At 48.3% G+C, this 21067-nt stretch carries 22 protein-coding genes; 11 read left to right on the top strand and 11 right to left on the bottom strand.

The features are described from left to right. Positions 1–191: 191 nt before the first annotated feature. The 5 genes from mltC to purM all read right to left on the bottom strand — a co-directional run bounded on the left by mltC (position 192) and on the right by purM (position 4625). A complete protein-coding gene (gene mltC, locus KDK17_RS06555; RefSeq protein ID WP_257287642.1) occupies positions 192–1313 on the bottom strand; it encodes a membrane-bound lytic murein transglycosylase MltC in 1122 nt (373 codons plus the stop codon). Between the two features lie 81 nt (positions 1314–1394). Next, on the bottom strand, positions 1395–1802 hold the full coding sequence (gloA, locus tag KDK17_RS06550) for a lactoylglutathione lyase (protein ID WP_257274948.1): 408 nt from the start codon (positions 1800–1802) through the stop codon (positions 1395–1397). A gap of 146 nt (positions 1803–1948) precedes the next feature. Continuing rightward, positions 1949–2701: a DUF3108 domain-containing protein gene (locus KDK17_RS06545; RefSeq protein ID WP_257287641.1), complete on the bottom strand. Its 753-nt coding sequence runs from the start codon at positions 2699–2701 to the stop codon at positions 1949–1951. A gap of 122 nt (positions 2702–2823) precedes the next feature. Then, the gene (purN, locus tag KDK17_RS06540; RefSeq protein WP_257279914.1) at positions 2824–3489 is read right to left on the bottom strand and encodes a phosphoribosylglycinamide formyltransferase; all 666 of its coding nucleotides are present in this window, start codon (positions 3487–3489) and stop codon (positions 2824–2826) included. A gap of 80 nt (positions 3490–3569) precedes the next feature. Further along, positions 3570–4625 carry a phosphoribosylformylglycinamidine cyclo-ligase gene (purM, locus tag KDK17_RS06535; protein WP_257274951.1) on the bottom strand — a complete coding sequence of 352 codons (1056 nt, stop codon included), beginning with the start codon at positions 4623–4625 and terminating at the stop codon, positions 3570–3572. A gap of 331 nt (positions 4626–4956) precedes the next feature. Between purM and KDK17_RS06530 the strand changes: the two genes are divergently transcribed. From KDK17_RS06530 to KDK17_RS06515, 4 genes are all read left to right on the top strand, one after another. Then, complete coding sequence (locus tag KDK17_RS06530) at positions 4957–6030, top strand: DUF2066 domain-containing protein (protein WP_257287639.1); 1074 nt, start codon at positions 4957–4959, stop codon at positions 6028–6030. A gap of 76 nt (positions 6031–6106) precedes the next feature. After that, positions 6107–7174, top strand: coding sequence for an AI-2E family transporter (locus KDK17_RS06525; protein ID WP_257274953.1), 1068 nt, complete (start codon positions 6107–6109; stop codon positions 7172–7174). 205 nt (positions 7175–7379) lie between these two features. Continuing rightward, positions 7380–8096, top strand: a complete 717-nt coding sequence (gene hda, locus KDK17_RS06520) for a DnaA regulatory inactivator Hda (protein WP_257274954.1) — start codon at positions 7380–7382, stop codon at positions 8094–8096. Positions 8097–8110: 14 nt separating this feature from the next. Then, positions 8111–10222 carry a hypothetical protein gene (locus tag KDK17_RS06515; protein ID WP_257274955.1) on the top strand — a complete coding sequence of 704 codons (2112 nt, stop codon included), beginning with the start codon at positions 8111–8113 and terminating at the stop codon, positions 10220–10222. An 84-nt stretch (positions 10223–10306) separates the two neighbouring features. Here the strand turns inward: KDK17_RS06515 and KDK17_RS06510 are convergent, their stop codons facing one another. Then, on the bottom strand, positions 10307–10672 hold the full coding sequence (locus KDK17_RS06510; RefSeq protein ID WP_257274957.1) for a DUF2069 domain-containing protein: 366 nt from the start codon (positions 10670–10672) through the stop codon (positions 10307–10309). Positions 10673–10674: 2 nt separating this feature from the next. Continuing rightward, positions 10675–11019 carry an arsenate reductase (glutaredoxin) gene (gene arsC / locus KDK17_RS06505; protein WP_257274958.1) on the bottom strand — a complete coding sequence of 115 codons (345 nt, stop codon included), beginning with the start codon at positions 11017–11019 and terminating at the stop codon, positions 10675–10677. A gap of 229 nt (positions 11020–11248) precedes the next feature. Between arsC and KDK17_RS06500 the strand changes: the two genes are divergently transcribed. The 4 genes from KDK17_RS06500 (at position 11249) to KDK17_RS06485 (ending at position 14206) form a co-directional block, all read left to right on the top strand. Then, positions 11249–11824, top strand: coding sequence for a DUF4136 domain-containing protein (locus KDK17_RS06500; protein WP_257279910.1), 576 nt, complete (start codon positions 11249–11251; stop codon positions 11822–11824). Positions 11825–11893: 69 nt separating this feature from the next. Next, entirely contained in the window at positions 11894–13150 is a 1257-nt protein-coding gene (locus tag KDK17_RS06495) for a YihY family inner membrane protein (protein ID WP_257274960.1), read from the top strand. Between the two features lie 317 nt (positions 13151–13467). Further along, entirely contained in the window at positions 13468–13941 is a 474-nt protein-coding gene (locus KDK17_RS06490) for a TlpA disulfide reductase family protein (protein WP_257287638.1), read from the top strand. Continuing rightward, positions 13934–14206, top strand: coding sequence for an acylphosphatase (locus KDK17_RS06485; RefSeq protein WP_257274963.1), 273 nt, complete (start codon positions 13934–13936; stop codon positions 14204–14206). Before KDK17_RS06490 ends, KDK17_RS06485 begins: the two co-directional genes overlap by 8 nt. A gap of 36 nt (positions 14207–14242) precedes the next feature. Here the strand turns inward: KDK17_RS06485 and KDK17_RS06480 are convergent, their stop codons facing one another. Together KDK17_RS06480 and KDK17_RS06475 are read right to left on the bottom strand one after the other, a co-directional pair. Then, complete coding sequence (locus KDK17_RS06480; RefSeq protein ID WP_373691567.1) at positions 14243–14884, bottom strand: lytic transglycosylase domain-containing protein; 642 nt, start codon at positions 14882–14884, stop codon at positions 14243–14245. Beyond that, entirely contained in the window at positions 14847–16562 is a 1716-nt protein-coding gene (locus KDK17_RS06475; RefSeq protein ID WP_257279909.1) for a proline--tRNA ligase, read from the bottom strand. Before KDK17_RS06475 ends, KDK17_RS06480 begins: the two co-directional genes overlap by 38 nt. A gap of 157 nt (positions 16563–16719) precedes the next feature. Here KDK17_RS06475 and KDK17_RS06470 point away from each other — a divergent pair, with 157 nt between their 5' ends. Both KDK17_RS06470 and KDK17_RS06465 read left to right on the top strand, forming a co-directional pair. Further along, positions 16720–17136 carry an HIT domain-containing protein gene (locus KDK17_RS06470; protein ID WP_257279908.1) on the top strand — a complete coding sequence of 139 codons (417 nt, stop codon included), beginning with the start codon at positions 16720–16722 and terminating at the stop codon, positions 17134–17136. Positions 17137–17150: 14 nt separating this feature from the next. After that, positions 17151–17351, top strand: a complete 201-nt coding sequence (locus KDK17_RS06465; protein ID WP_257279907.1) for a SlyX family protein — start codon at positions 17151–17153, stop codon at positions 17349–17351. A gap of 63 nt (positions 17352–17414) precedes the next feature. On the opposite strand, the gene KDK17_RS19310 is transcribed toward KDK17_RS06465, so the two are convergent. Next, on the bottom strand, positions 17415–18008 hold the full coding sequence (locus KDK17_RS19310; protein WP_306670726.1) for a cold-shock protein: 594 nt from the start codon (positions 18006–18008) through the stop codon (positions 17415–17417). Between the two features lie 578 nt (positions 18009–18586). Between KDK17_RS19310 and KDK17_RS06455 the strand changes: the two genes are divergently transcribed. Then, a complete protein-coding gene (locus KDK17_RS06455) occupies positions 18587–18928 on the top strand; it encodes an HU family DNA-binding protein (protein ID WP_257274968.1) in 342 nt (113 codons plus the stop codon). Positions 18929–19129: 201 nt separating this feature from the next. On the opposite strand, the gene KDK17_RS06450 is transcribed toward KDK17_RS06455, so the two are convergent. After that, complete coding sequence (locus KDK17_RS06450; protein WP_257287637.1) at positions 19130–20353, bottom strand: OprD family porin; 1224 nt, start codon at positions 20351–20353, stop codon at positions 19130–19132. Positions 20354–21067 lie beyond the last annotated feature (714 nt).

The following is a 21067-nucleotide window of genomic DNA, read 5'->3' as shown; positions in this document are numbered from 1 at the left end:
TTATACTCGACAACAAAACGTCTTGTTAACGATTCTGCCTGACAGATGGCAGACAGAAACAAAAGCGGCAACAGCCGTGCAGCAAAAAGCGATTGTTTCATTATTCGATCCATACGTTACGAATTATGAAGTGAGGAAAGATAGATCAGGCAAGTAGTAATTCAAGAAAATAAGCGTGTTGTGCTGTCAAATTAGACATCACCTTTATAAAAGTCCTTCTGAGCTTTGGTAACTTTTTTCAGATAGTTTCTAGATTCCTGCCTGGGATGCCTGCGGGTGAGCGCCCAATAGGCCTCTTCAGGTTTCATCTGATTGAGGATTTCCATAGCGCGGGTGCGATTGGAGTGGAAGGTTTTCAAAACATTCCCCGTTCCCCCATTGTAGGCAGAGATAATGGCGTAGTGCCTCACCAGAGGATCTTTGACATTTTTCAGATAGCGTGTTTCGAGAAGGTGCAGATAAGCGGTGCCTGCATCAATATTGTTAAACGGGTTGAAAAGATATTGCCTGTTGGGTTGTCCATTGCGACGTTTGACCAGCTTGAAGACATCTCTTCCTGCCGTCGAAGGGATAATCTGCATCAGGCCGTAGGCGTTAGCATGACTCACTGCATAGGGATTGAAACTGCTTTCTGTCCTCATGACTGCATAGATCAGGCTTTCCTTGATCTTGTATCTTTGCGACATCTGTCGAACGATGCCGGCATATTGATACTGCCTTTTGATCATATGGTCGCCAACCAGATCAAGGTCAACAGAGTAAACCGTACCCTTACTGCTGGCACGAGTGGTTAACTGGTGGTTGATCAGGTAGTCAGCAAACTGGCTGGCTCGCCACTCCCAGCGTATGGGGTGCCCCTGATGATCTACAACCTGTCCATAGAGCATTGGCTCCTCGCCGAGGGGGACTGCTTTGTCGCTGAACAGGTCAACTTCATCAGGGTTGTAAGGCGTCAGCAGGGTGACAATAATAGCCTTTTTCAGATCCTGTCTATCCAATGTTTCAACATGAACCTTACCCTGTTCGAAGTTAACAAACACCCGGGTACGGTAATGGTTGGTGTATTTGACGTATTCCTTCTTACTGGCACTTTTTTCGTCACCCCAGTTAACACGGGCCTCTGTTGTCAGAATCCGAACCAGGGCTTCAAAGGCGATCACATCTTTTTGAACGGATTTGACTGTCTGAACCGCTGAGTAGACGTCAGCGACCGGTCCACCCAACTCACGGACTACGACATCGGTCGCGTAGTTAACAGCGGTATTGCTGGAGCAACTCAAAAGCAGAGGGAGCATCAGGCAGAGGCCAGCCATTCTCTGAATCTTTTTGATGCAGCTAGCGAAAGGTTTTTGATTGTCTGGCATTGAGTGATTCACTTCCCTGTGATGGCGTGTTTATCCCCTGAGTCCCGAAGATGCACTTTTGTTCTGGATCATTTCGATCTTATAGCCATCGGGATCTTCTACAAAGGCAATCTCTGTTGTGCCACCCTTGACCGGGCCCGGCTCACGGGTAATCTTTCCGCCGTTGGCACGGATGGCGTCACAGGTTGCATAGATATCATCAAAGCCGATCGCTATATGACCAAAACCTGTGCCAGGGTCATACTCGCTCGTGCCCCAGTTATAGGTCAGTTCAATGACGGCCTGTTCTGATTCATCGGCATAGCCAACAAAAGCCAGAGTATATTCGTATTGCTCGTTATCGTGCTTGCGAAGCAGCTTCATACCCAGTATATCGGTATAGAAAGCAATGGAGCGATCAAGATCGCCCACTCGAAGCATTGTATGGAGAAGTCTCACAGAAAGCTCCTGATATTCAGAGGGTGAAAGAGTGTTGAAACAGGAAGTGCCATCTTATCGGAATCCATTAACCGCCGGAAAGCATAACCCGTCAGCCCAATAGATATCGTGAACGGAGATTAGCTTAGCCCCCCCCCCCAATCGACCTATTTTTTTGGAGTGGAAGTGAGGCCCTTAATCGCTTTGCCATCCAGCTCACCGCCTTTGAACTGAATCAGATAGTCTGAACCCTTTTCTTTTTGATGGAGTTGCACCAGAACATAGTCCCAGTCTTTTGCAAACCAGATCCAGGTTTCGCGGTCGTTATCTTCACGGACCACTTTTACGCGGGTGGTGTTGAGTGGCCCGGCAGGGGTACTCAGTACTTCATCGGCTTCGATCACAAACCGCCTTTCGTAGACTTCATCATCGTCAACAATCGGGTAGCTCAGCTCTTTTTTTCCTGCCTTCAAGTCCAGCCGAAGTTGAAGCTGGTATGAAAGAGGATCCTGAGCGCCAGATTTAAATGGGATCTTCGATTGTTTGTCAGCTTGCTGCCAGGAGGCTTCCATAGATTTCCAGTCAAAGCGGGCTGTTTTAGCTGGTTTGCTGCCTATCCCCTTGCGCTCGTATTGGTAATCCCGGGGAAGTGCCTGACCTTTCTGTAAATTGAACCGACTGGTTTCATCCAGACTGATGGAGGCGACGATGACCGATGCACTGGCGCCAAAATTCAGTACCCACTGGTCGCCCTCTTTTTTCAGACTGCGAGTGCCCGAGCCACTGATACCGGAAACTTCCGCTTTATACTCCGCTGTGAATGGCTTTAATGTAACTTCTATGGGTTTTGCAAGGGAAGAGGAGCTGGCGATCAGAAGGCCAGAAACCATCAGGGCAGGGACGCTCTTGAAAAGGATCATTAGGATAATTCCTTTTTAGGTGAAAACCTCCCATGGGTAACAGGGAGACTTTCACAGCTTATCGCCATTCATCAATGAAACCGTTTTTAATGTCCGAAAAAACACGAAAGTCTAAAACGGAGTTATTCTGCTGAGACGATACTTTTTTCAGATATGCGATATCCTCGGGGGCCAAGCGGCTTATTGTCAAGTGATATGACATCGTCTTTTGTCATTATTCGGCCAGAAACAATCCAGTCTATAGCTTTGGGATAAAGGTGATGCTCCATGACCTTAACTCTCTGTTCAAGTGTTTTCGCTGTATCGGCAGATGTGATATTCAGCGTCGCCTGCATAACAACAGAGCCACTGTCCAGCTCTTCGGTGACATAGTGAACCGATGTTCCATGTTCTTTATCATTGGCATCCAGTGCTGACTGGTAGGTGTTCAAACCTTTATGTTTGGGGAGCAGGGACGGGTGTATATTGATCAGTCTTCCCTGGTAGTGTTTGACAAAAGTACTACTGAGTATGCGCATATAGCCTGCCAGTACCACCAGATCCGGTTTAAACTCATCAATACGTTCCATTAGGCCAAGATCAAACGATTCCCGGCTGGGGTAGCGTTTGTGGTCGAGACTACAGGTGTCAACCCCTGCTTTCCGGGCCCTCTCCAGACCATAGGCTTCAGGACGGTTACTGAGTACTCCAGCCACCTTGTAGCTGTATTGATTCTGCTGGTCGAGAATGGCCTGTAAAGTGGTGCCACTGCCCGATAGTAATACGACGATTCGATGGTTATTCGTCATTTCCGCTCTCAAGATTTTTCTCTGCAATGGAGAAAGGCCTGAACAATGCTCAGAGAGTGTCGGGCAAGCCTTTCTTTCTCTTAACGGTAAACGACTTTGTCGCCGGAGCCCGATTCCATATGACCGATGATAAAGGCCTCCTCGCCCAGTTCATTCAGTCTGGCAACGGCCTGTTCAGCCTGCTCTTTGGGAACGCAGATCACCATGCCAACACCGCAGTTGAAAGTCAGATACATTTCTGACTGGGCAATGTTGCCAGCTTGCTGCAGATGTTTGAACACTTCCGGAATTTCCCAGCTTTCGGTGTTGATGACGGCGGCACAACCTTCAGGAATAACTCTTGGCAGGTTTTCAGTCAGACCTCCACCGGTAATGTGTGCCATGGCGTGGACTGGCATTTCTTTCTGAAGCTGCAGCAGGGGTTTGACGTAGATTCGGGTTGGAGCCATCAGGGCTTCAGCCATTGGTTTACCGTCTACCTGAGTGCTCAGGTCTGCCTGGCTGACTTCCAGAACCTTGCGGATCAGGGAGTAACCGTTGGAATGGGGGCCGCTGGACTTGAGGCCAATCAGTACATCGCCGGTGGCGACTTTGCTGCCATCAATGATGTTGGACTTTTCAACGACACCTGTACAGAAGCCTGCCAGGTCATAGTCTTCGCCCTGATACATACCGGGCATTTCTGCGGTTTCACCACCAATCAGGGCGCAGCCAGCCTGCTCACAGCCTGCACCAATACCGGTAACGACCTGCTCAGCAACGTCAATATTGAGTTTTCCGGTTGCATAGTAATCAAGGAAAAACAGAGGCTCGGCACCAGACACCAGCAGATCATTGACACACATGGCCACCAGATCGATACCAATGGTATCGTGCTTGCCCAGTTCCATAGCCAGTCTTAGTTTGGTGCCTACACCGTCAGTGCCGGAAACCAGAACCGGCTCTTTGTAACCCGAAGGTATCTGGCACAGGGCACCAAAGCCTCCCAGGCCACCCATTACTTCGGGGCGCGAAGTGGCTTTGGCTACATGCTTGATACGATCAACCAGGGCGTTGCCTGCCTGAATGTCAACACCTGCGTCTTTGTAGCTCAGGGAAGAAGCTGGCGAATTTGTATCGCGGTTGCTTTTGCTCATCGGAGATGTATCCGCACCATGGAATCGAAAGTGGATTGATCAGAGCGCGCATTCTAACGTAACCCGGAAAAATCATAAAGCTGCCCGCCGGTGTTCGGATTCTTCGATCAGCCTCTTACTGTCGGCTAAAGATTTTCTACAAAACCAGAAAGTTATGGCAGAATGAGAGGATACTGGGCTCCGGACGTTTCGTCGTCTGGGTAATTAGTACTCTTTACAAAGATAAGCAGTCATGTCAGAAGTCGCTGACATTTCATGAACCTTTCTGTCACTGAATTGATCCTGGTGGCAGTTTGTTCAGGAAGAGTGCCTGTTTTTGATTCCGGACATTATGTATAAAACATGCAAGCTGGAACGGTTGTTCCCTCTTTCCTGGCTGATATTCACCCTTGTGTTGGCCCTGTTTTCTTCTCAGCTGTTTGCTGCACAAATGAGCGGACTTTATCGCGTTGGCATACCTGTCAGCAGTCAGGGTAGTGAGGAAAGGGAAGCAGGCATTAAACGAGCTCTGTCTGAGGTACTGGTTAAAGTAACCGGACAACGCAGCACCCTCAATAATAAGGGGGTGGTACAGTCACTCAGAAATGCCTCTGCGCTGGTTCAGAGTTTTAGCTATGAACGCCTTGATACTGTGTCAGGAGAGCAGCTTCTTCTTCAGGTGAGTTTTGATGAAGCGGCCGTTAATCGTCTGTTGCGGCAAAATGGTCTGGGGATCTGGGGCTCCAGCAGACCGGATACCATTGTCTGGTTAGCCATTGAAAGGCAGGGGGAAAGGCAAATTCTGAAAGAGGTACCAGACTCTCCGTTGGTGAGCGACCTCGAACGTGTTATGGCTGCTCGCTCATTGCCTTTGACTATCCCTCTGATGGATTTTGAAGACAGTGCCACTATTTCTGATGTAGATGTCTGGGGACTGTTTTCGGGGAAGTTGGTTCAGGCATCAGCAAGGTATGGCTCTGAGGCCATATTGGGGGGGCGCCTGAGCGAAATTCGTGGACGGTATAATGGTCGCATGGTTCTTATCTTCAGAAATCAGCAATTTGATGCCACAGTTACAGACCTGTCAGCAGAAGGATTGGCTTTGGCGATTGCTGATCTTATTGGTAATTCCCTTTCCCGGCACTACGCAGTCCTCTCTGGTGGCAGCAGTGTTAATCCGATGCTGGAAGTGGAGGGTATTGCCAGCACACAAGACTATGCAGGGCTAATTAAATACCTCAAAGGTTTGACGGCAGTGAGGGATGTGATGGCAGTTAAAGTCGGCGGCAACAAAATTCAGTTGGAATTGTTAATTGATGGCACACTGAGCCAATTATCGGATGCTATTGCCCTGGGGCGGAAGATGAGAGCGATGGGTGCTGATGAGGCCAACAAGACCTTGAAATACCGTTGGCTGGGAGGCTGAAGGCAAGTCAGACATCAAATTCCGAAGTGCGTTTTTTTTTATTTCCTGCAAGACGAGTTGCAACAGAAGGAAAACAATGACCAGACAGCAACAATGGATGCTAGCAGGCATCGTATTCGTAGGTGTAGTGCTGATTAATTTTGTCGGGGCTGTCATGACGCCTTTTGCGATCAGTGCTGTGCTTGCTTATCTGGGCGATCCGCTGGTTGATCGACTGGAAAGACTCAAGCTCTCCCGGTCACTTTCGGTGACACTGGTTTTTCTGGTGATTTTTACTTTTCTGGTACTGATGTTACTCATTCTGATACCGGCATTATTCCAGCAGGTCAAAACCCTGATGCAGTTGCTTCCGGCCTGGGAGGAGTGGGTTCGATTCAATGTCATTCCAAAGCTGGTTGAATACACTGACTTTGATCCTGAGTGGTTTGATATCAGCCAGCTGGTCAAGACCATGGCAGGGGAGTGGCAAAAAGCCGGTGGGCTTCTGGCCGGGCTTGGACGTTCGGTGACCAGCTCGGGTCTGGCAGTCATAGGTTTTCTCGTGAATCTGTTCCTGATACCAGTTGTGACTTTTTACCTATTGCGCGACTGGGATCATATGATGGAGCACATCCGTCTGATGCTGCCTGTTAACCTTGAACCTATTGTTGTTGAACTCGCCAGTGAGTGCGATGAGGTGCTGGGGGCTTTTCTCAAAGGCCAGCTTATGGTCATGCTGGCCCTGGGATTGATCTATGGCGTGGGGCTCTGGGCGATAGGCTTGCAGTTTGCGTTGTTGATCGGGTTGCTGGCGGGGCTGGTCAGTATTATTCCATATATGGGGTTTGTGGTCGGTTTCACTACGGCCATTGTTGTCGCTCTTTTTCAGTTTGACGGCTACTTGCCGTTTGTTTGGGTGGTCGGTGTGTTTGCCCTGGGACAGGCTTTGGAGGGGTGGGTGTTGACACCTTATCTGGTAGGTGACCGGATTGGTCTGCATCCGGTGGCTGTTATCTTCGCGCTGATGGCGGGTGGGCAGATTATGGGCTTCGTCGGGATGCTAATAGCACTGCCATTAGCAGCCATTATTATGGTACTCTTGCGTCATCTGCATCGAAATTATAAGGCGAGCCACTTATATAATGCTGGTGAGCCGGGGGAATAAGGTGTTTTATGCCTTCAGCGAACAAAAATCCATTTTGCCTTGCCAATCAAACAGGGATGAGTGGAATGGTTTTGTTGCAGCTGTCTCTTGCAGATTCCATTAACTCACTGAAGCTGGTGATTTTTGATAAAAATGCCGCGACAGAGAGTTCAGAATGTCTATCCATTGTTAGGGTTGAGCGGCATTTCCCGCTCAAGGCTGTTAAATGTCGTATGTGAGCCAGCCTGTGCAATTACCGCTCAGTGTTCAGATCAGGGATGATGCCACCTTTGAAAACTTTTTCAGCGGAGATAATGCTGCGCTGGTCAATATGTTGGATATGGATCATGAGGTCAGTGGGGTAGAATCAGAACAGTTTATCTATCTCTATGGAGCCCCCGGTGTTGGTTGCAGTCATCTTCTTCAGGCTGCCTGCCATCAGGTAGATAGCCGAAAAGGTCGAAGCATCTATCTACCTATGCAGGAGCTTGTTCATTATCCTTCCAAACTGCTGGAAGGTATGGAAAGACTTCAACTGGTGTGTATAGATGATGTTAATTGTGTAGCAGGCATTCCAGAGTGGGAAGAAGGGCTTTTTGATCTGTTTAATCGTCTCAGGGATTCCCGGACTCGCTTGCTGGTGGCAGCAGGTTGTCCACCTAAAAGACTTTCTATCCAACTGCCGGATCTGGTCTCAAGGCTAAGCTGGGGGGTGGTGTTTCAGGTTCAGCCTCTCAGTGACAGGGACAAGGTGTCGGCATTGCAGCTTCGGGCTCATTTGCGTGGGCTGGATATGAATGAAGATGTGGCTCGGTATATCATATATCGCAGTAACAGGGATATGGGGCATTTATTTAAGATGCTGCAGAAGCTGGACAGTGCTTCACTGAGAGCTAAAAGGAAGTTGACCATACCCTTTGTCAAACAAGTTATGAACTGGTAATCAAGAGAAGTAGTATGCAAACCCAGAAACCGGCTGCCCGGTTTGTGTTCTTAGTTGTTGTTCTGGCCATTCTGCTGTTTCTGATTTCAGTGATGTTGATGGTTCCTGGTCGGTATACTGACCAGCTGCTTCAGCAAATAGAAAATCAAACAGGGGTTGAAGTCCTTCCTGTTGAAAAAGAATACGCCTTCTTATCCGGTAAATTCCTGCTTACCAAGCCGGAGCTCAGGATCTCTCCCGGAATTACTCTTAAATCAGAATCTATTGCTGTCAATGTCGCCTGGACCTCTTTGTGGAAAAAAACTATTGAGCTGGATCGAATTGATTTTAAAAAGCCCGGAATCTTTCTTGATCTGGCAATCATCGGCCAGAAACCTCCTATGCCCAATCTTTATCAATTTCTCAGGGAAGCTGGGCAGTTTGTCTTTGAAGATGGGTCGATGAGGGTGGTGAACTCGGAGCAAACTGGTTCCAGTAAAGTAGTCAGTATTGATTTCAGTAAAATGGAGCTGAAAACCCATCGGCCTGATCAGATTGATATTGAAGTAGTCAAGGATTCAAGACACATTAACTGGTCGCTGGGCGGTATTATTGATTTAAAGAAACTGGCAATGTCTGGTCAGTTATCCATTGATGAGCTCCCACTGGCTGATGTCTTCAGTCAGAAATTTCTTAAATGTTCAAATTGCTCGCTGAAAGGCTCTCTTTCAACAGACCTCTCTGTTGAGTGGTCTATGGATCAGGGGGTGGAGCTGACTGGAACGGCGAAAGTGCTGGATGGTGAGTATCAGGATCTGGGTTCAGGTCTTAATCTGGACTGGAAAGAGTTATTTGCGGAGGGCTTTCGGTTCAGAAGTCGAAAAGCTTTTGTCGAAGACCTTTCATTCAGGGGTGGTTTGCTGACTGTCGATGGCAGTCCCCTGGAACAAATAGCAAGGACTGTCCTTCGTCCTTTATCAGCTGATGGTTATTTACCGGTTAAGGGTGGTTCTTTACCGGTTAGGGGCTCTTTATCTGCTAAGGGCTCTTTGCCTATAGCCGTCAAGCGTATCGAATTCAATGGTGCTGTTCAGTCTTCTCAAAAAAAGAATCCTGAGCTATTCAGCAACAGCAGGGTTGAACTGGAAGTGTTAAGTCCAGAGCAATACACCTTTCAGCTCAGCGGGCACTGGCTTGAAAGGGTGCCTGTCTCTCTGGAAGGCCGTGTCAACTTGAGTAATGCAGTGGCCCCCAGCCTGAACCTTTCTGCCAGAGATGTGGATTTGTCTTTACTGCCCGTTTCAGATCGGTCTGTTGCCGGATACGATCTGGCCGGAAGTCGTGTAAACCTTAATCTTGCTTCCTCTGTGGGAGGTGGCAGCAGGGGCAAGCTGATTTTTTCAAAGCTTGAAGCCAGACCAGTCAATCCGGAGCTTGATATCAATCTTGTGAAAGCTTTGATGGCAAATCCTCAGTCCATCATTGCCATAGATATTAAAGCCCGCTATGGTCAGTCGCCTCTGGTTGCGGCAGGAATAGCAATACACCAGACTTGGGAGAGAGTGCTTGAGCAGCCCTTACAGTATCTTTCCCATCAGGCAGGTATTACGCCAATGTTGTCCACTGAAATACAGATGCCGGCGGGTAAGGCTTTGTTGACAGAGAACGACAAAACACAATTAAAAGGTTGGAGTCGGGTACTCAGGATAAGACCTGAACTTAACCTTTCTCTAAAAGCGATGGCCAGCAAGGATCGAGATTGGCCAACTCTCTCCAGAGCAGAGCTTGAATCCGATCTGGTTGAACTCTATTCGGCGATCCATCAAACGAAGCCCGGAGAAGTAAAAGAGATTCCAGTAGACATCAGAGGGCATTTGATTGAGCAAATGTATCTTAGGGCTCATAATCGCAGATTACCCGAAGTGGGTGATGTCAGCCAGGATGAGCGTATTAAAGAAGCGGAGCAATGGCTGTTGGTAAACTGGCCTGCGAATCAGGAAAAAATGGATAAGCTGGCCAGTGATCGTCTTAATCTAGTGAGCGAATTTCTCCGCAATGAAGGTGTTAGCGAGAAACGCATTATTAGCAGCCCACCCTCAACGGTGAAACAGGCTGGTTCAGCTGTTGAAGTGCAGCTGGTCAATTAAAGTCGGTTGACGACAAAAAGCTCTTGCCCATGCAGGAGCTTTTTTTTGAGAGGGAAAGGGTTGGTTTATTCTGGAAGGGTTCAGTCAGCGGGACGGGTTGTTTAATTGTCCTTGCCAACGGGTAAACAACATGGCAGATACAAACAGTGCACTGCTGAATAAGGTAATCAGCCAACCATGAATGGAGTCTGTGATAAACCAGGCATCAAGCACACCGCTGATGAAGTAAAAGCAGAGAATGAAGCATAACCAGGCCGATGCTCTTGGCTTTCGCCTGATCAGCCCGTAAGCAGGCAGCAACAGCGGAATAATGGTGAATGACGCAATCATCCATATTGAGTTTTGGGGTGGGTGCAGCCAAAGCACTTTCGCAATCTGCGAAGCTAGCAGGCAGAAGTATAGTACCAGACTCAACCGGTAGCTGAGATTGGCTTTTTGAGTCAGTTCCACGATTAAAGTATCTCCAGAACAGATTCCGGTGGGCGACCGACACGGGCCTGACCGTTGCTAAGGACGATGGGCCTTTCAATCATTTTTGGATAGGTTACCATTTTTGCAATTTGCTGCTGCTCTGAGAGATCCTGACCTCTGATATGATCTTTATATTCCTGCTCGCCTCTGCGCATCAGTTCTTCGGGGCTTTTACCGAGTTTTTTCAGAATGTCGTTTAAAGCGGCTTCGCTGGGTGGGGTTTCCAGGTAAAGCACTATATCAGGGTTAATACCTTTTTCCTCAATCAGGGTAAGAGTCTCTCTGGACTTTGAACAACGCGGGTTATGGTAAATTGTAACGCTCATATTGCTTTCTCTTGACTTGTCTTATCGTAAAGGGCAGCTGTCGACAGACCGGGAGCCTGAAGTCATACTGCGAGTATTATTTCTGTGACGGGAAGATTATCGTTGAATGGGTTTAGGTGCAATTGAAGCCATGTACTGATAATCACCGTACTCAGGTTTGAGTGTGCGTTCATCATTCGCTGCTGGACACAGATCTAACAATAAACTTCCTTCAACAAGTGGGTAGATCATGCACAAGCTTAAACGGTTGCTGGTTGTGATAGCTGCAGTCGCAGTGGCTGGCTGCTCCAACCAGAGGCTTGACTGGGACTATAACAATACTCCTGCTGCCACCCGGTTGATGAAAGACTGGAAAACCTACGCGTGGCTGAACAAGGCAGGTGAAAACAATGAGGTTGAGGGGTATCACATTGATGGTTTGACGGATATGCGAATTCGGGCCGCTATTAACCGTGATCTTCAGGCCAGAGGGTATCGAGAGGTGAGCAAAGATGGTTATCCTGATTTTCTGGTAAATTATCTAACCACAACCCGCACACGCAGGGAACTGAATCAAATGACGACCTCCATGGGTTATGGTCCGGGTTTCCGGGGTATGGGCTTTACTACAGAAACCCGGGTGAGAGACTATCAGGAAGGTTCGCTCATTATCGATTTTGTGAATCCGGAAAACCATCAGCTGCAATGGCGTGGACGTTCGACTTCCAGAGTGATTCACGGTGCCACCCCCGAACAGCGGAGCGAAAAGATCAATACTGCGGTGGAGGCTATAGTGAATGGCTTTCCTCCCGGGCACAAGAACTGATACGCTTCTCTGAGCTTGAGTCTGGCTGAAACTCTCTGGTCAGGCTCTTTTCAATATCAGGGATTCGTTATGTCAGGTTCGCTTCTTTCCAGTTCTTCACAGGCTCAACGTGTTCAGTGGCTTCGTGTCTATCTCCTGTCTGTCTCTGATACTTTCTTCAAGCACCGTTGCCTGAATAATGCCGCAGCACTGACTTATACGACACTTTTTGCTGTAGTGCCGATGATGACGGTTACCTACAGCATGTTATCGGCTATTCCTTCTTTCCAGGGGGTAGGCGAGATGGTGCAGAGTTTTATATTCAGTCACTTTGTTCCGACAGCGGGCGAGGTAATCCAATCATACCTTTCCAGTTTTTCTCAACAGGCGCGAAAGTTGACCGGAGTGGGTGTTGCTTTTCTGGTGGTCACAGCATTCATGATGCTCAGGACCATTGATGGTGCCATTAATCAGATCTGGCAGGTGGACAGGGTTCGCCGGGGCATTACCGGCTTTCTGCTCTACTGGGCGATTCTCAGCATGGGACCTTTCCTGATTGGTGTTGGTTTTGTGCTGACATCATATCTGGCATCTCTGAAGCTCATAGCTGATACCACTGCCTTTCTTGGGGTTGATCAGTGGCTGTTGCGATTGACTCCCATCCTGCTGAGCAGCATTGTTTTTACTTTGCTCTACATGGCTGTACCCAATCGGCGTGTGCCCTTTCGTCACGCTTTTACAGGAGCTCTGGTCGTGGCTATTCTTCTTGAGCTGGCAAAGAGTGGTTTTGCTCTGTTTATTACTCTGTCACCGTCGTATCAATTAATCTACGGTGCTTTTGCGGCTGTTCCCGTGTTCCTGTTATGGATTTATTTAAGTTGGATACTGGTTCTCTTTGGTGCGGTACTGGTCAGGAGTTTTGCTTTATCCAATCAAACCCGTAATGAATCACTTCCACCCTTGCTGGGGGTTTTGGTGGTTCTAAATGGATTTAATGAGCAGTTTCAGAAAGGGTTGAGTTTCAAGTTGAGGCAGCTACATCAGAGGGGGTGGAATCTTTCACTTGAGGATTGGGAGCTTTACACCAGTTACCTGCTGGAGCAGGGCGTTATCAGTAAAAATGATCTGGGTGAAATGATACTGGCCAGGGATCTTAGGCACCTTGAACTCAATACTATGTGTCAACGACTTCCCTGGTCTTTCCCATCGGATCAGCAGCTGGAGTCTGTTGAGACTCTGAACAAGCCCGAATGGTATGGTCAACTGGTGGATCGACTGAAACAGTTGAATGAAAAGCAGAGAGCTGTACTCGATTGTCATCTTGATGACCTCTTTATCGAATGTTGAAAATAATGAACCTGGCAGCCTGTCGGACTTAAGCGTCCGTAGCGAGGATTGCAATAAATGTAATCGGTTATAGCCGCTCGCCAGAATCACAGGAATCAGGGCAGACCCCGGAGAGAGCGGTAACGGCCTGATGATCTGAATCGTCTGTTCAGTTTCAAAACCGGTCTGTTTTTCAGGCCGGTTTTCTTATGTTTGGAAAACAAAGTAGCAGGTTTGTTAGCTTCATGCTGGAAAGCTCAAATCCGAGGGGCTTCCGGACGACTTTATGAGGCATTCCAGCTAGAATCAAAACAAACTCATTATTGGATCTGATGGCAATGCGACTATTTTTTTTTCGACTCTTCCCGCTGTTACTGGCCAGTCTCTTTCTGTCAGCCTGTACTAAGCCGGATTTGACCGATACCCAGGGAAAAGGTGTTTTTCTCAAGGCTGACAAAGCTCAGTGGACCGTTATAAACATCTGGGCCCATTGGTGTGGTCCCTGTCGTGAAGAGGTTCCGGAGCTGAACGCTTTGGCCAGGGAAGGACAAATTCGGGTTCTCGGGTATGATTTCGATAACAGTCAGGGAGAAGAGCTGGTAAAAAAAGCTAAAAATATGGGCATACAGTTTCCTGTTCTTACCCAGAGTCCGCTGGCGCTGCTGGAGACCAAAACCCCTCAGGTATTGCCTGCGACAATGATTTTGAATCCACAGGGAAAGCTGATAGAAGTACTATATGGACCTGAGACGAAGGATAGCCTGAAAAAGAAAATTCGGGCATTGATGAATAAGGTTAATGCAAATGGCTAATGAATGCAGACGCGCACTGATTGAAGGAAGAGTGCAGGGCGTTTGGTATCGTGGCTCCACCCAGCAGGAAGCCAGAAAACTGGGTGTCACCGGCTGGGCAAAAAATCTGCCAGATGGAAGGGTTGAAGTTTTAATGTGTGGTGAACAGAAGGAGCTCGACGAGCTGGTGGCCTGGCTGCATAAAGGTCCTCCTATGGCTCGGGTTACTGATGTCAGTGTTTCCAGTGAGCCTGAACAGTTGTTCTACGACTTTACAACCGGTTAATCAAGTGATGGCATGGCCGGAGCAACGGGTTCAGTCTCAGTCATTTCTCCAGTGGCGATCCCAGTTCTTGTACACTCGCTCAGGATACCAGGTTTTACCGAGGCTGCCATTGTAACGGGCCAGTGCCCGGGTCAGGTTGCCTTTTTCCTTTTCCAGATAATAACTGAGAATATGGCTACCGTATTTCAGATTAGTCTCTACGTCGGTCAGGTTATCCTGTGGGCGACCAATGACGTTTTTCCAGAATGGCATAACCTGCATCAGGCCCTGGGCTCCGGCAGAAGAAACAGCAAACCGGTCAAAAGAGGATTCTGTCTGTATTAATGCCAGCACCAGTTCGGGGGAGAGCTTTGCCGCAGTGGCCTTCTTGTGAATTTTTTTGAGTAGCTCCAGTCGCTGTCGCTGACTCTGTTGCTTCATAAATGGCTTTAGCCGGCTGGACATATCGACCAGCCAGACTTCTGCCTCGAAACGATCGGAAAAGCTCTCGGTGGTGCTGAGTGCTTCTTCCAGATAGATTCTCAGGCCTTCATCCACTTTTTGTTGACTCCAGCCGATTGCAGGAGTCAGCAGAAGTGTGAGGATGAAACCCGTGATCAGGTTGTTTTTATTATAAAACGACGGCCGTTTGATAATCGGTTCAGGCCAGGCGTTCCTTAAGAAAGTCTGAAATTTCACTGAGTGCCAAGTCTTCGCGATCCGCTGTCCTGCGGTATTTGTATTCTACCTGACCGTTCGCCAGTCCTCTATCACTCAGGACTACCCGGTGTGGAATGCCGATCAGTTCCATGTCGGCAAACTTGACGCCGGGACTGGCCTTTCGATCATCCAGAAGGACATCGTAGCCTGCTTCAGTCAGTTCCTTGTAGAGGTTTTCGGCGGCTTCACGGACGGCTTCAGACTTCTCAATCTTCAGGCCAACAATGGCGATCTGGAAAGGCGCAATGCTTTCGGGCCAGATGATTCCGCGATCATCATGATTTTGTTCAATGGCGGCAGCGACGACACGGGAAACCCCCAGACCATAGCAACCCATCGCCATAGTCACGGCTTTTCCGTTTTCATCCAGTACGGTAGCATTCATGGACTCTGAGTATTTGGTGCCCAGTTGAAAAATATGGCCAACTTCGATACCACGTTTGATTTCCAGAGTGCCCTTACCGCACGGGCTCGGATCACCTTCTACAATGTTTCTCAAATCGGCGATGCGGTCGAAAGAGGCGTCTCTTTCCCAATTGATCCCAAAATGATGTTTGCCATCCAGGTTGGCTCCTGCACCGAAGTCAGACATGACCGCAACCGTGCGATCAACAATGCAGGGGATTTTGATGCCAACCGGGCCCAGTGAGCCGGGTCCGGCGCCCATGATGGGTTTGATCTCTTCTTCTGTTGCAAAGCGCAAAGGTGCTGCAACTTCAGACAGTTTTTCTGCTTTGATTTCATTCAGCTCGTGATCACCGCGAACTATCAGGGCAACGAAGTCTGCTTCCGCTTCTTCGTCTGCCGCGACAATCAGAGTCTTGACCGTTTTCTCTATAGGGAGGTTGAACTGCTCAACCAGGTCAGCGATAGTCTTTGCTGCGGGGGTGTCGACCAGACGCATGTCCTCGGAAGGAACTGCTCTTTCGTGGGCAGGTGCCAAGGCCTCTGCTTTTTCAATGTTGGCCGCGTAGTCACTCTGGTCGCTAAAAACGATGGCGTCTTCACCGGATTCGGCCAGTACATGAATTTCGTGTGAGGCACTGCCTCCGATGGAGCCTGTATCCGCTTCCACGGCTCTGAAATTGAGGCCCAGACGGGTAAAGATGCGGTTATAGGTGTCGTGCATATTTGCGTATTCACGACCAAGGCATTGGTGATTGGTATGGAATGAATAGGCGTCCTTCATAATGAACTCTCTACCACGCATCAGGCCAAAGCGGGGGCGGATTTCATCACGGAATTTGGTTTGGATCTGGTACAAATTTATAGGCAGCTGTTTGTAGCTGCTGAGGGTGTCACGAACCATATCGGTGATGACTTCTTCATGAGTAGGACCGATTACGAAGTCTCGCTGATGGCGGTCTTTAAATCTGAGCAGCTCAGGACCAAACTGATCCCAACGGCCGGTTTCCTGCCAGAGTTCAGCCGGTTGTACGGCAGGTAGCAAGACTTCCTGTGCGCCAGAGCGGTTCATCTCTTCACGAACAATGTTCTCGACCTTCTGGAGAACGCGCAGACCCATGGGCATCCAGCTGTAGAGTCCGGATGCCAGTTTACGGATCATACCTGCTCGCAGCATCAGCTGGTGACTGACGACGACGGCATCAGAAGGTGTTTCCTTGAGGGTAGAGATCAAGGATTGACTAGTACGCATGTGCTCAGTTATCCGATTATCAAAACGCAAAGGCCGCATTTTACTACGGTTGTCCAGAGACGTCATGACGTTGAGCGAATCACAGTCGAATTTCACCAACAGGTTGGTTATAGTGCTGCGAATTATTACTGGCAACTCGGCTAAACCGGAGTAAATTATGAGCGAATTTCAGCTGGATAACAGACTGGAGGAAGACTGCTTTGTCATGGGGGATCTCCCCCTTTGCCGAGTTTTGCTGATGAATGACAATCAGTATCCCTGGCTTATTTTGGTGCCCAGAGTGGCAGGGGTTCACGAAGTCTTTCATCTTGATGAAGAACAGCAGTTGCAGTTGGCTTGTGAGTCGTCACTGACGGCTGCAATTCTGAGTGATGTTTTTGAGGCCGATAAGATGAATGTGGCGGCACTGGGTAATACGGTTAAACAGCTGCATGTTCATCACATTGTTCGCTATGAAAGTGATGCTGCCTGGCCAAACCCGGTTTGGGGCAGGTTGCCAGCTAAGCCCTATGATAAGGGGCAGGTCAGTGAGATCAAAAAAAAGCTGGAATCACTGTTCAGTTGTTTTGAATGAATGGGGTGTTTGAAATGAATGAGGAACTGATTGAGCTGCAGACCCAGGTCAGCTTTCAGGAAGATACCATTGCCCGGCTTAATGAAGTCGTGACCCGTCAGCAGCAAGAAATTGATAGCCTGAAACAGGAGATGACTCAGCTGAAAAAGCAATTAATGGCCATGGCCAGTTCTCAGTTGGAAAAGCAGGAGGAGAGTGCGCCTCCACATTATTAATCACGGCCTGACGCGAACGGGGGGCAGGGGGGGGCGGCCCCGTTCATTAGAGGTGTGTTGATCTCAGTGACCTTTGGGAGCAGCGATAACGTCTTCTGCCTGAAGCCCCTTATCCTTCTCCACCACGATAAATTCTACCCTTTGCCCTTCAGACAGGGTCCGGTGACCTTCTCCACGAATGGTACGGTAGTGAACGAAAACGTCTTCACCGTTATCCCGGGTAATAAAGCCGAAGCCCTTTGAAACGTTGAACCATTTGACGGTGCCTGTCTCTCTGCCGGAATCCATGATTTCCACCGGGCTTGTGGGATTAAGGGATTTCAGGTTGATTGCGACGTGCAACAGGACACCGGTCACAAGGAGCAGTGAGGATGGAGTTTCAGGTGTCTGGTGAGAAAACATCGCCCAGCCAATGAGCGCAGTCGCGGCAATCAGCATGAATGAAGCCAGTGCCTGCACGTAGGATTTCTTGCAGCGATAGACTGTCAGATAGCAGCCAAGGCAGAGGTGAATGAGTGCAGCGGTTAGTAACAGCATGGTGGCTGAAGCAATAGCCAGTGCACTACCGAGCAGCGCGTTAAGGATGGACCCTTCCACAATGAGTGCTGTCAGTGAAAGGATGCCTAAGATCATGTGGATAAATTTAAGATGTTTCAAGTACTGAGTCCTTTTGGTTGTTATCTATGTGACTGAAAAAATTGCGGATATCCGGCACGACTGCATGGATGCAGGAGCTAGACCAATGTGGGAGTAATTGCCGCAAAGGGCGGTCTATTCTCGTTCTGGCTCCTGCATACATCAACAAAGTTTTTTGTTGCAAGGCATCAATGAAGTGACTGCCTCCCGAAATGATGAGAATGCTTTGAAATCAGTAATGCGCTCAATTCATTGCGCATGCAAACGGGGCAACAAAAAACCACAGCGTAACTCTGCTGTAAGGATTAATGTAACGCCATTGTGCTTCTATCTCAAACTCTTTCTACGCAGCGTATATAGAGGGTTATAGCAATGCTTAAAGGGTGCAAAAAAAGACTACCACTGTAAAAAATCACTTGTTATAGTGATTTCAGATGTTTCAAAAGTCTGGTTTTACAGGCTCTCTGAGGTTAGGGAAGTTGAATGTCCGATATTTTGGACTTGCCTCGTGAAACATTCAATCAGCCTGGTGAAGTGGCAGATCGCAATCCGCTGGTGCGGAACAACCTACAGGGAAAAACCATCAGGAGAGTAATTGTATGGCAGCGAAGAAAGCCGCAGCTATCAAGGATAAGTACAGTAAAACCCAGATTCTTGCTGAAATCTCAGAGAGTACCGGTTTGAGTCGTAAAGAAGTTGGGGCTGTGCTGGATGAACTGGGAATACTGGTTGAACGTCATATCAAGAAGCGGGGCTGTGGCGAGTTCACTCTTCCGGGACTGCTCAAGATCGTGACCAGAAAAAAACCTGCTCAGAAAGCCAAGAAAGGCGTACCTAACCCATTTAAGCCTGGCGAGTTAATGGATGTGCCTGCCAAGCCGGCCAGTATACAGGTCAAGGTGCGTCCTCTGAAAAAGCTTAAGGAATACGCCGCTTCGTGATGACGCTGGCATCGATTCTCTGAGTTTTTTCAGTCCGTCAAGGGGGGTAGAAAGCCTCCCTTTTTTGCGTCTGAAGTATTCGTTCGCGACGATTACTTTTTAATGGTGTGTTGATTTAAGTCAGTTCACCGTTTTCTTCAGGCAACAAAAAAGCCCCTGCTAGTGCGGAGGCTTTATAAGGTCGGTCTTTTGAAGATCGGATCAGAAGACAGCGACGTTGTACTTCAGGATGACGCGTGTGTCGGTCTTGACAACATCATCTACGCCTTTGGCTTCGACAGTATTGTTCGCGTATCTCAGGCGGGCAGTCAGACCTTCAACCTGAGGAATGGCGTAATTAATGTCCAGGTTGTACTCAGTTTCGTCCTCAGACTTTGCCTCACCCATGACGTAAATACCCTTGACACTCAGACCGTCAACGATGCCTTCAAAGTCATAACCTGCAGAGAAGCCCCAGGCTTTTTGACCATTGCTGTTGAAGTCAGAGATCTGGATGGAGTTATAACCGAAGTGACCGGTGTCATCGTCACCGCCTTCCCAGCCGAACTTGTAGGCACCTAAGTCTGTGCTCTCAACTTTGGTGTAAGCAACGCCAAAGTCAGCCTGCCCTACACCAGCAGATACTTTAAGACCATAAGTGTATTGGCCCTTGTCTCCGGTTGCTGGTTTGCTGTCGCCGGTGAGATCGACTTGGCCATATTGACCAGCCACACCCACTTCCACACCTTCGGCTTCAGTAGAGAAGCTGGCTTCGGTCAGGAGTTTCTCGGCAAAATTGCTCTGGCTGGCATAGTCGGCACTCAATTCAAGACCATTGCCAAAGTCGTAGGCGCCACCCAGCGTTTTTACAGCTTCACTGCTTCCGTTAACTTCGTAATCTTCAAAGCCTGACTCAGTTTTACCATTACCTTTGGTAATCCAGGCAGCATGAGCTGACAAACCGGATACAGTAATATCTGTATAAAAACCTTCACTAAGGCTTGGCAGTACACGGCTGTCAGAGTCGTTAACCAGTGGGGTATCCAGGAACATGCGTCCGTATTTCGCTACACCCATGTCAAACAGGTTAAACTTGATTGCGTAAGCTGTTTTGCCGTAGCTTTTAGAATCGCCATCGCTGTCGACCCTCAGCAGACCAGGATTGCCAACAAAATCGTCAATGTTGGAAGCGCCAAGCTTTATTGAATAATGTCCACTCAGATCCAATCCAACAATGTTTTCAAAGTAGCCGGAAGAGAAGTCAAGACGAACGCCCTGTGCCCACTGAGAATTGGAAGAATCGGCAGAACCATCGTCCTTAGTTTTAGTTTGGGAGAAGTTGCGCAGCTCCAGATTCAGGCTTGAGTCGTCCAGAAAAGCATTAGCCTGAGCAGAAGTAGCCATAAAGATGGCAGCACTCAGTGCACTGATTTGTGCAAGTTTCATTAGTGTTCAGCTCCTTGCTGTATTCGATGTGTGTTCTTCTAGCCCTGGTTTCAATATCCTTGTACTGCTTGGACGGAATGTACTGCGAAACCTCCCCATAGGGCTAAGAGTGATTCTTATACAATCCTGAACAGGATGCAACAGGGTTTAGAAAAATCTCACATCTTTTGTACTAGCGTTAAGCGGGCCCGCATCCTTGTCTGATAAAGCCATCCAGCATTCCCACCCCTAAAGACATTGACTGTTTGTTCTCCTCAGAGGTGAACGTCAATCATGCCCTCGTATCCATAATAATTGTCGCGGAAATTGCGCAAGAATATCATTCTGCACATCTCCGGCAACGCCCTTGAAATCTCCCGAACCAACCTAAATGTAGCTACATTCAATCAGCCAGCGCGCCAGCAGAAAGAGACGCAATGCCTACAGAAGCATTCACCTTGGTTATAACGTCAGGTTTCATTGGACAGAACCCTCGTGTTTCCTGAGGTTTAATAGAATTTTATAAACACTCAGAGATAACCCTTGGGTATAACTCCTGCAAAAATGTAGACCTGATGTTATTAGGCTCGGTCGATTTGATTCAGTGTTTAGGCAACATGAGTACTTGAGTAAAACAGTGATCTGGTATTTTGCAAATTATCTTAATGAATAAAAAATTGTTCTTTTAATTTCTTTTTATTGATTGAACAAGACTAATGAATGAAAGGCAGTAAA

Origin of the sequence: Endozoicomonas sp. SESOKO2, from assembly GCF_024606245.1 — a bacterium.
Taxonomy (GTDB): Bacteria; Pseudomonadota; Gammaproteobacteria; order Pseudomonadales; family Endozoicomonadaceae; genus Endozoicomonas_A.
Note: the sequence above shows the minus strand (reverse complement) of the source record. Positions and strands in the feature narration are given on the sequence as shown.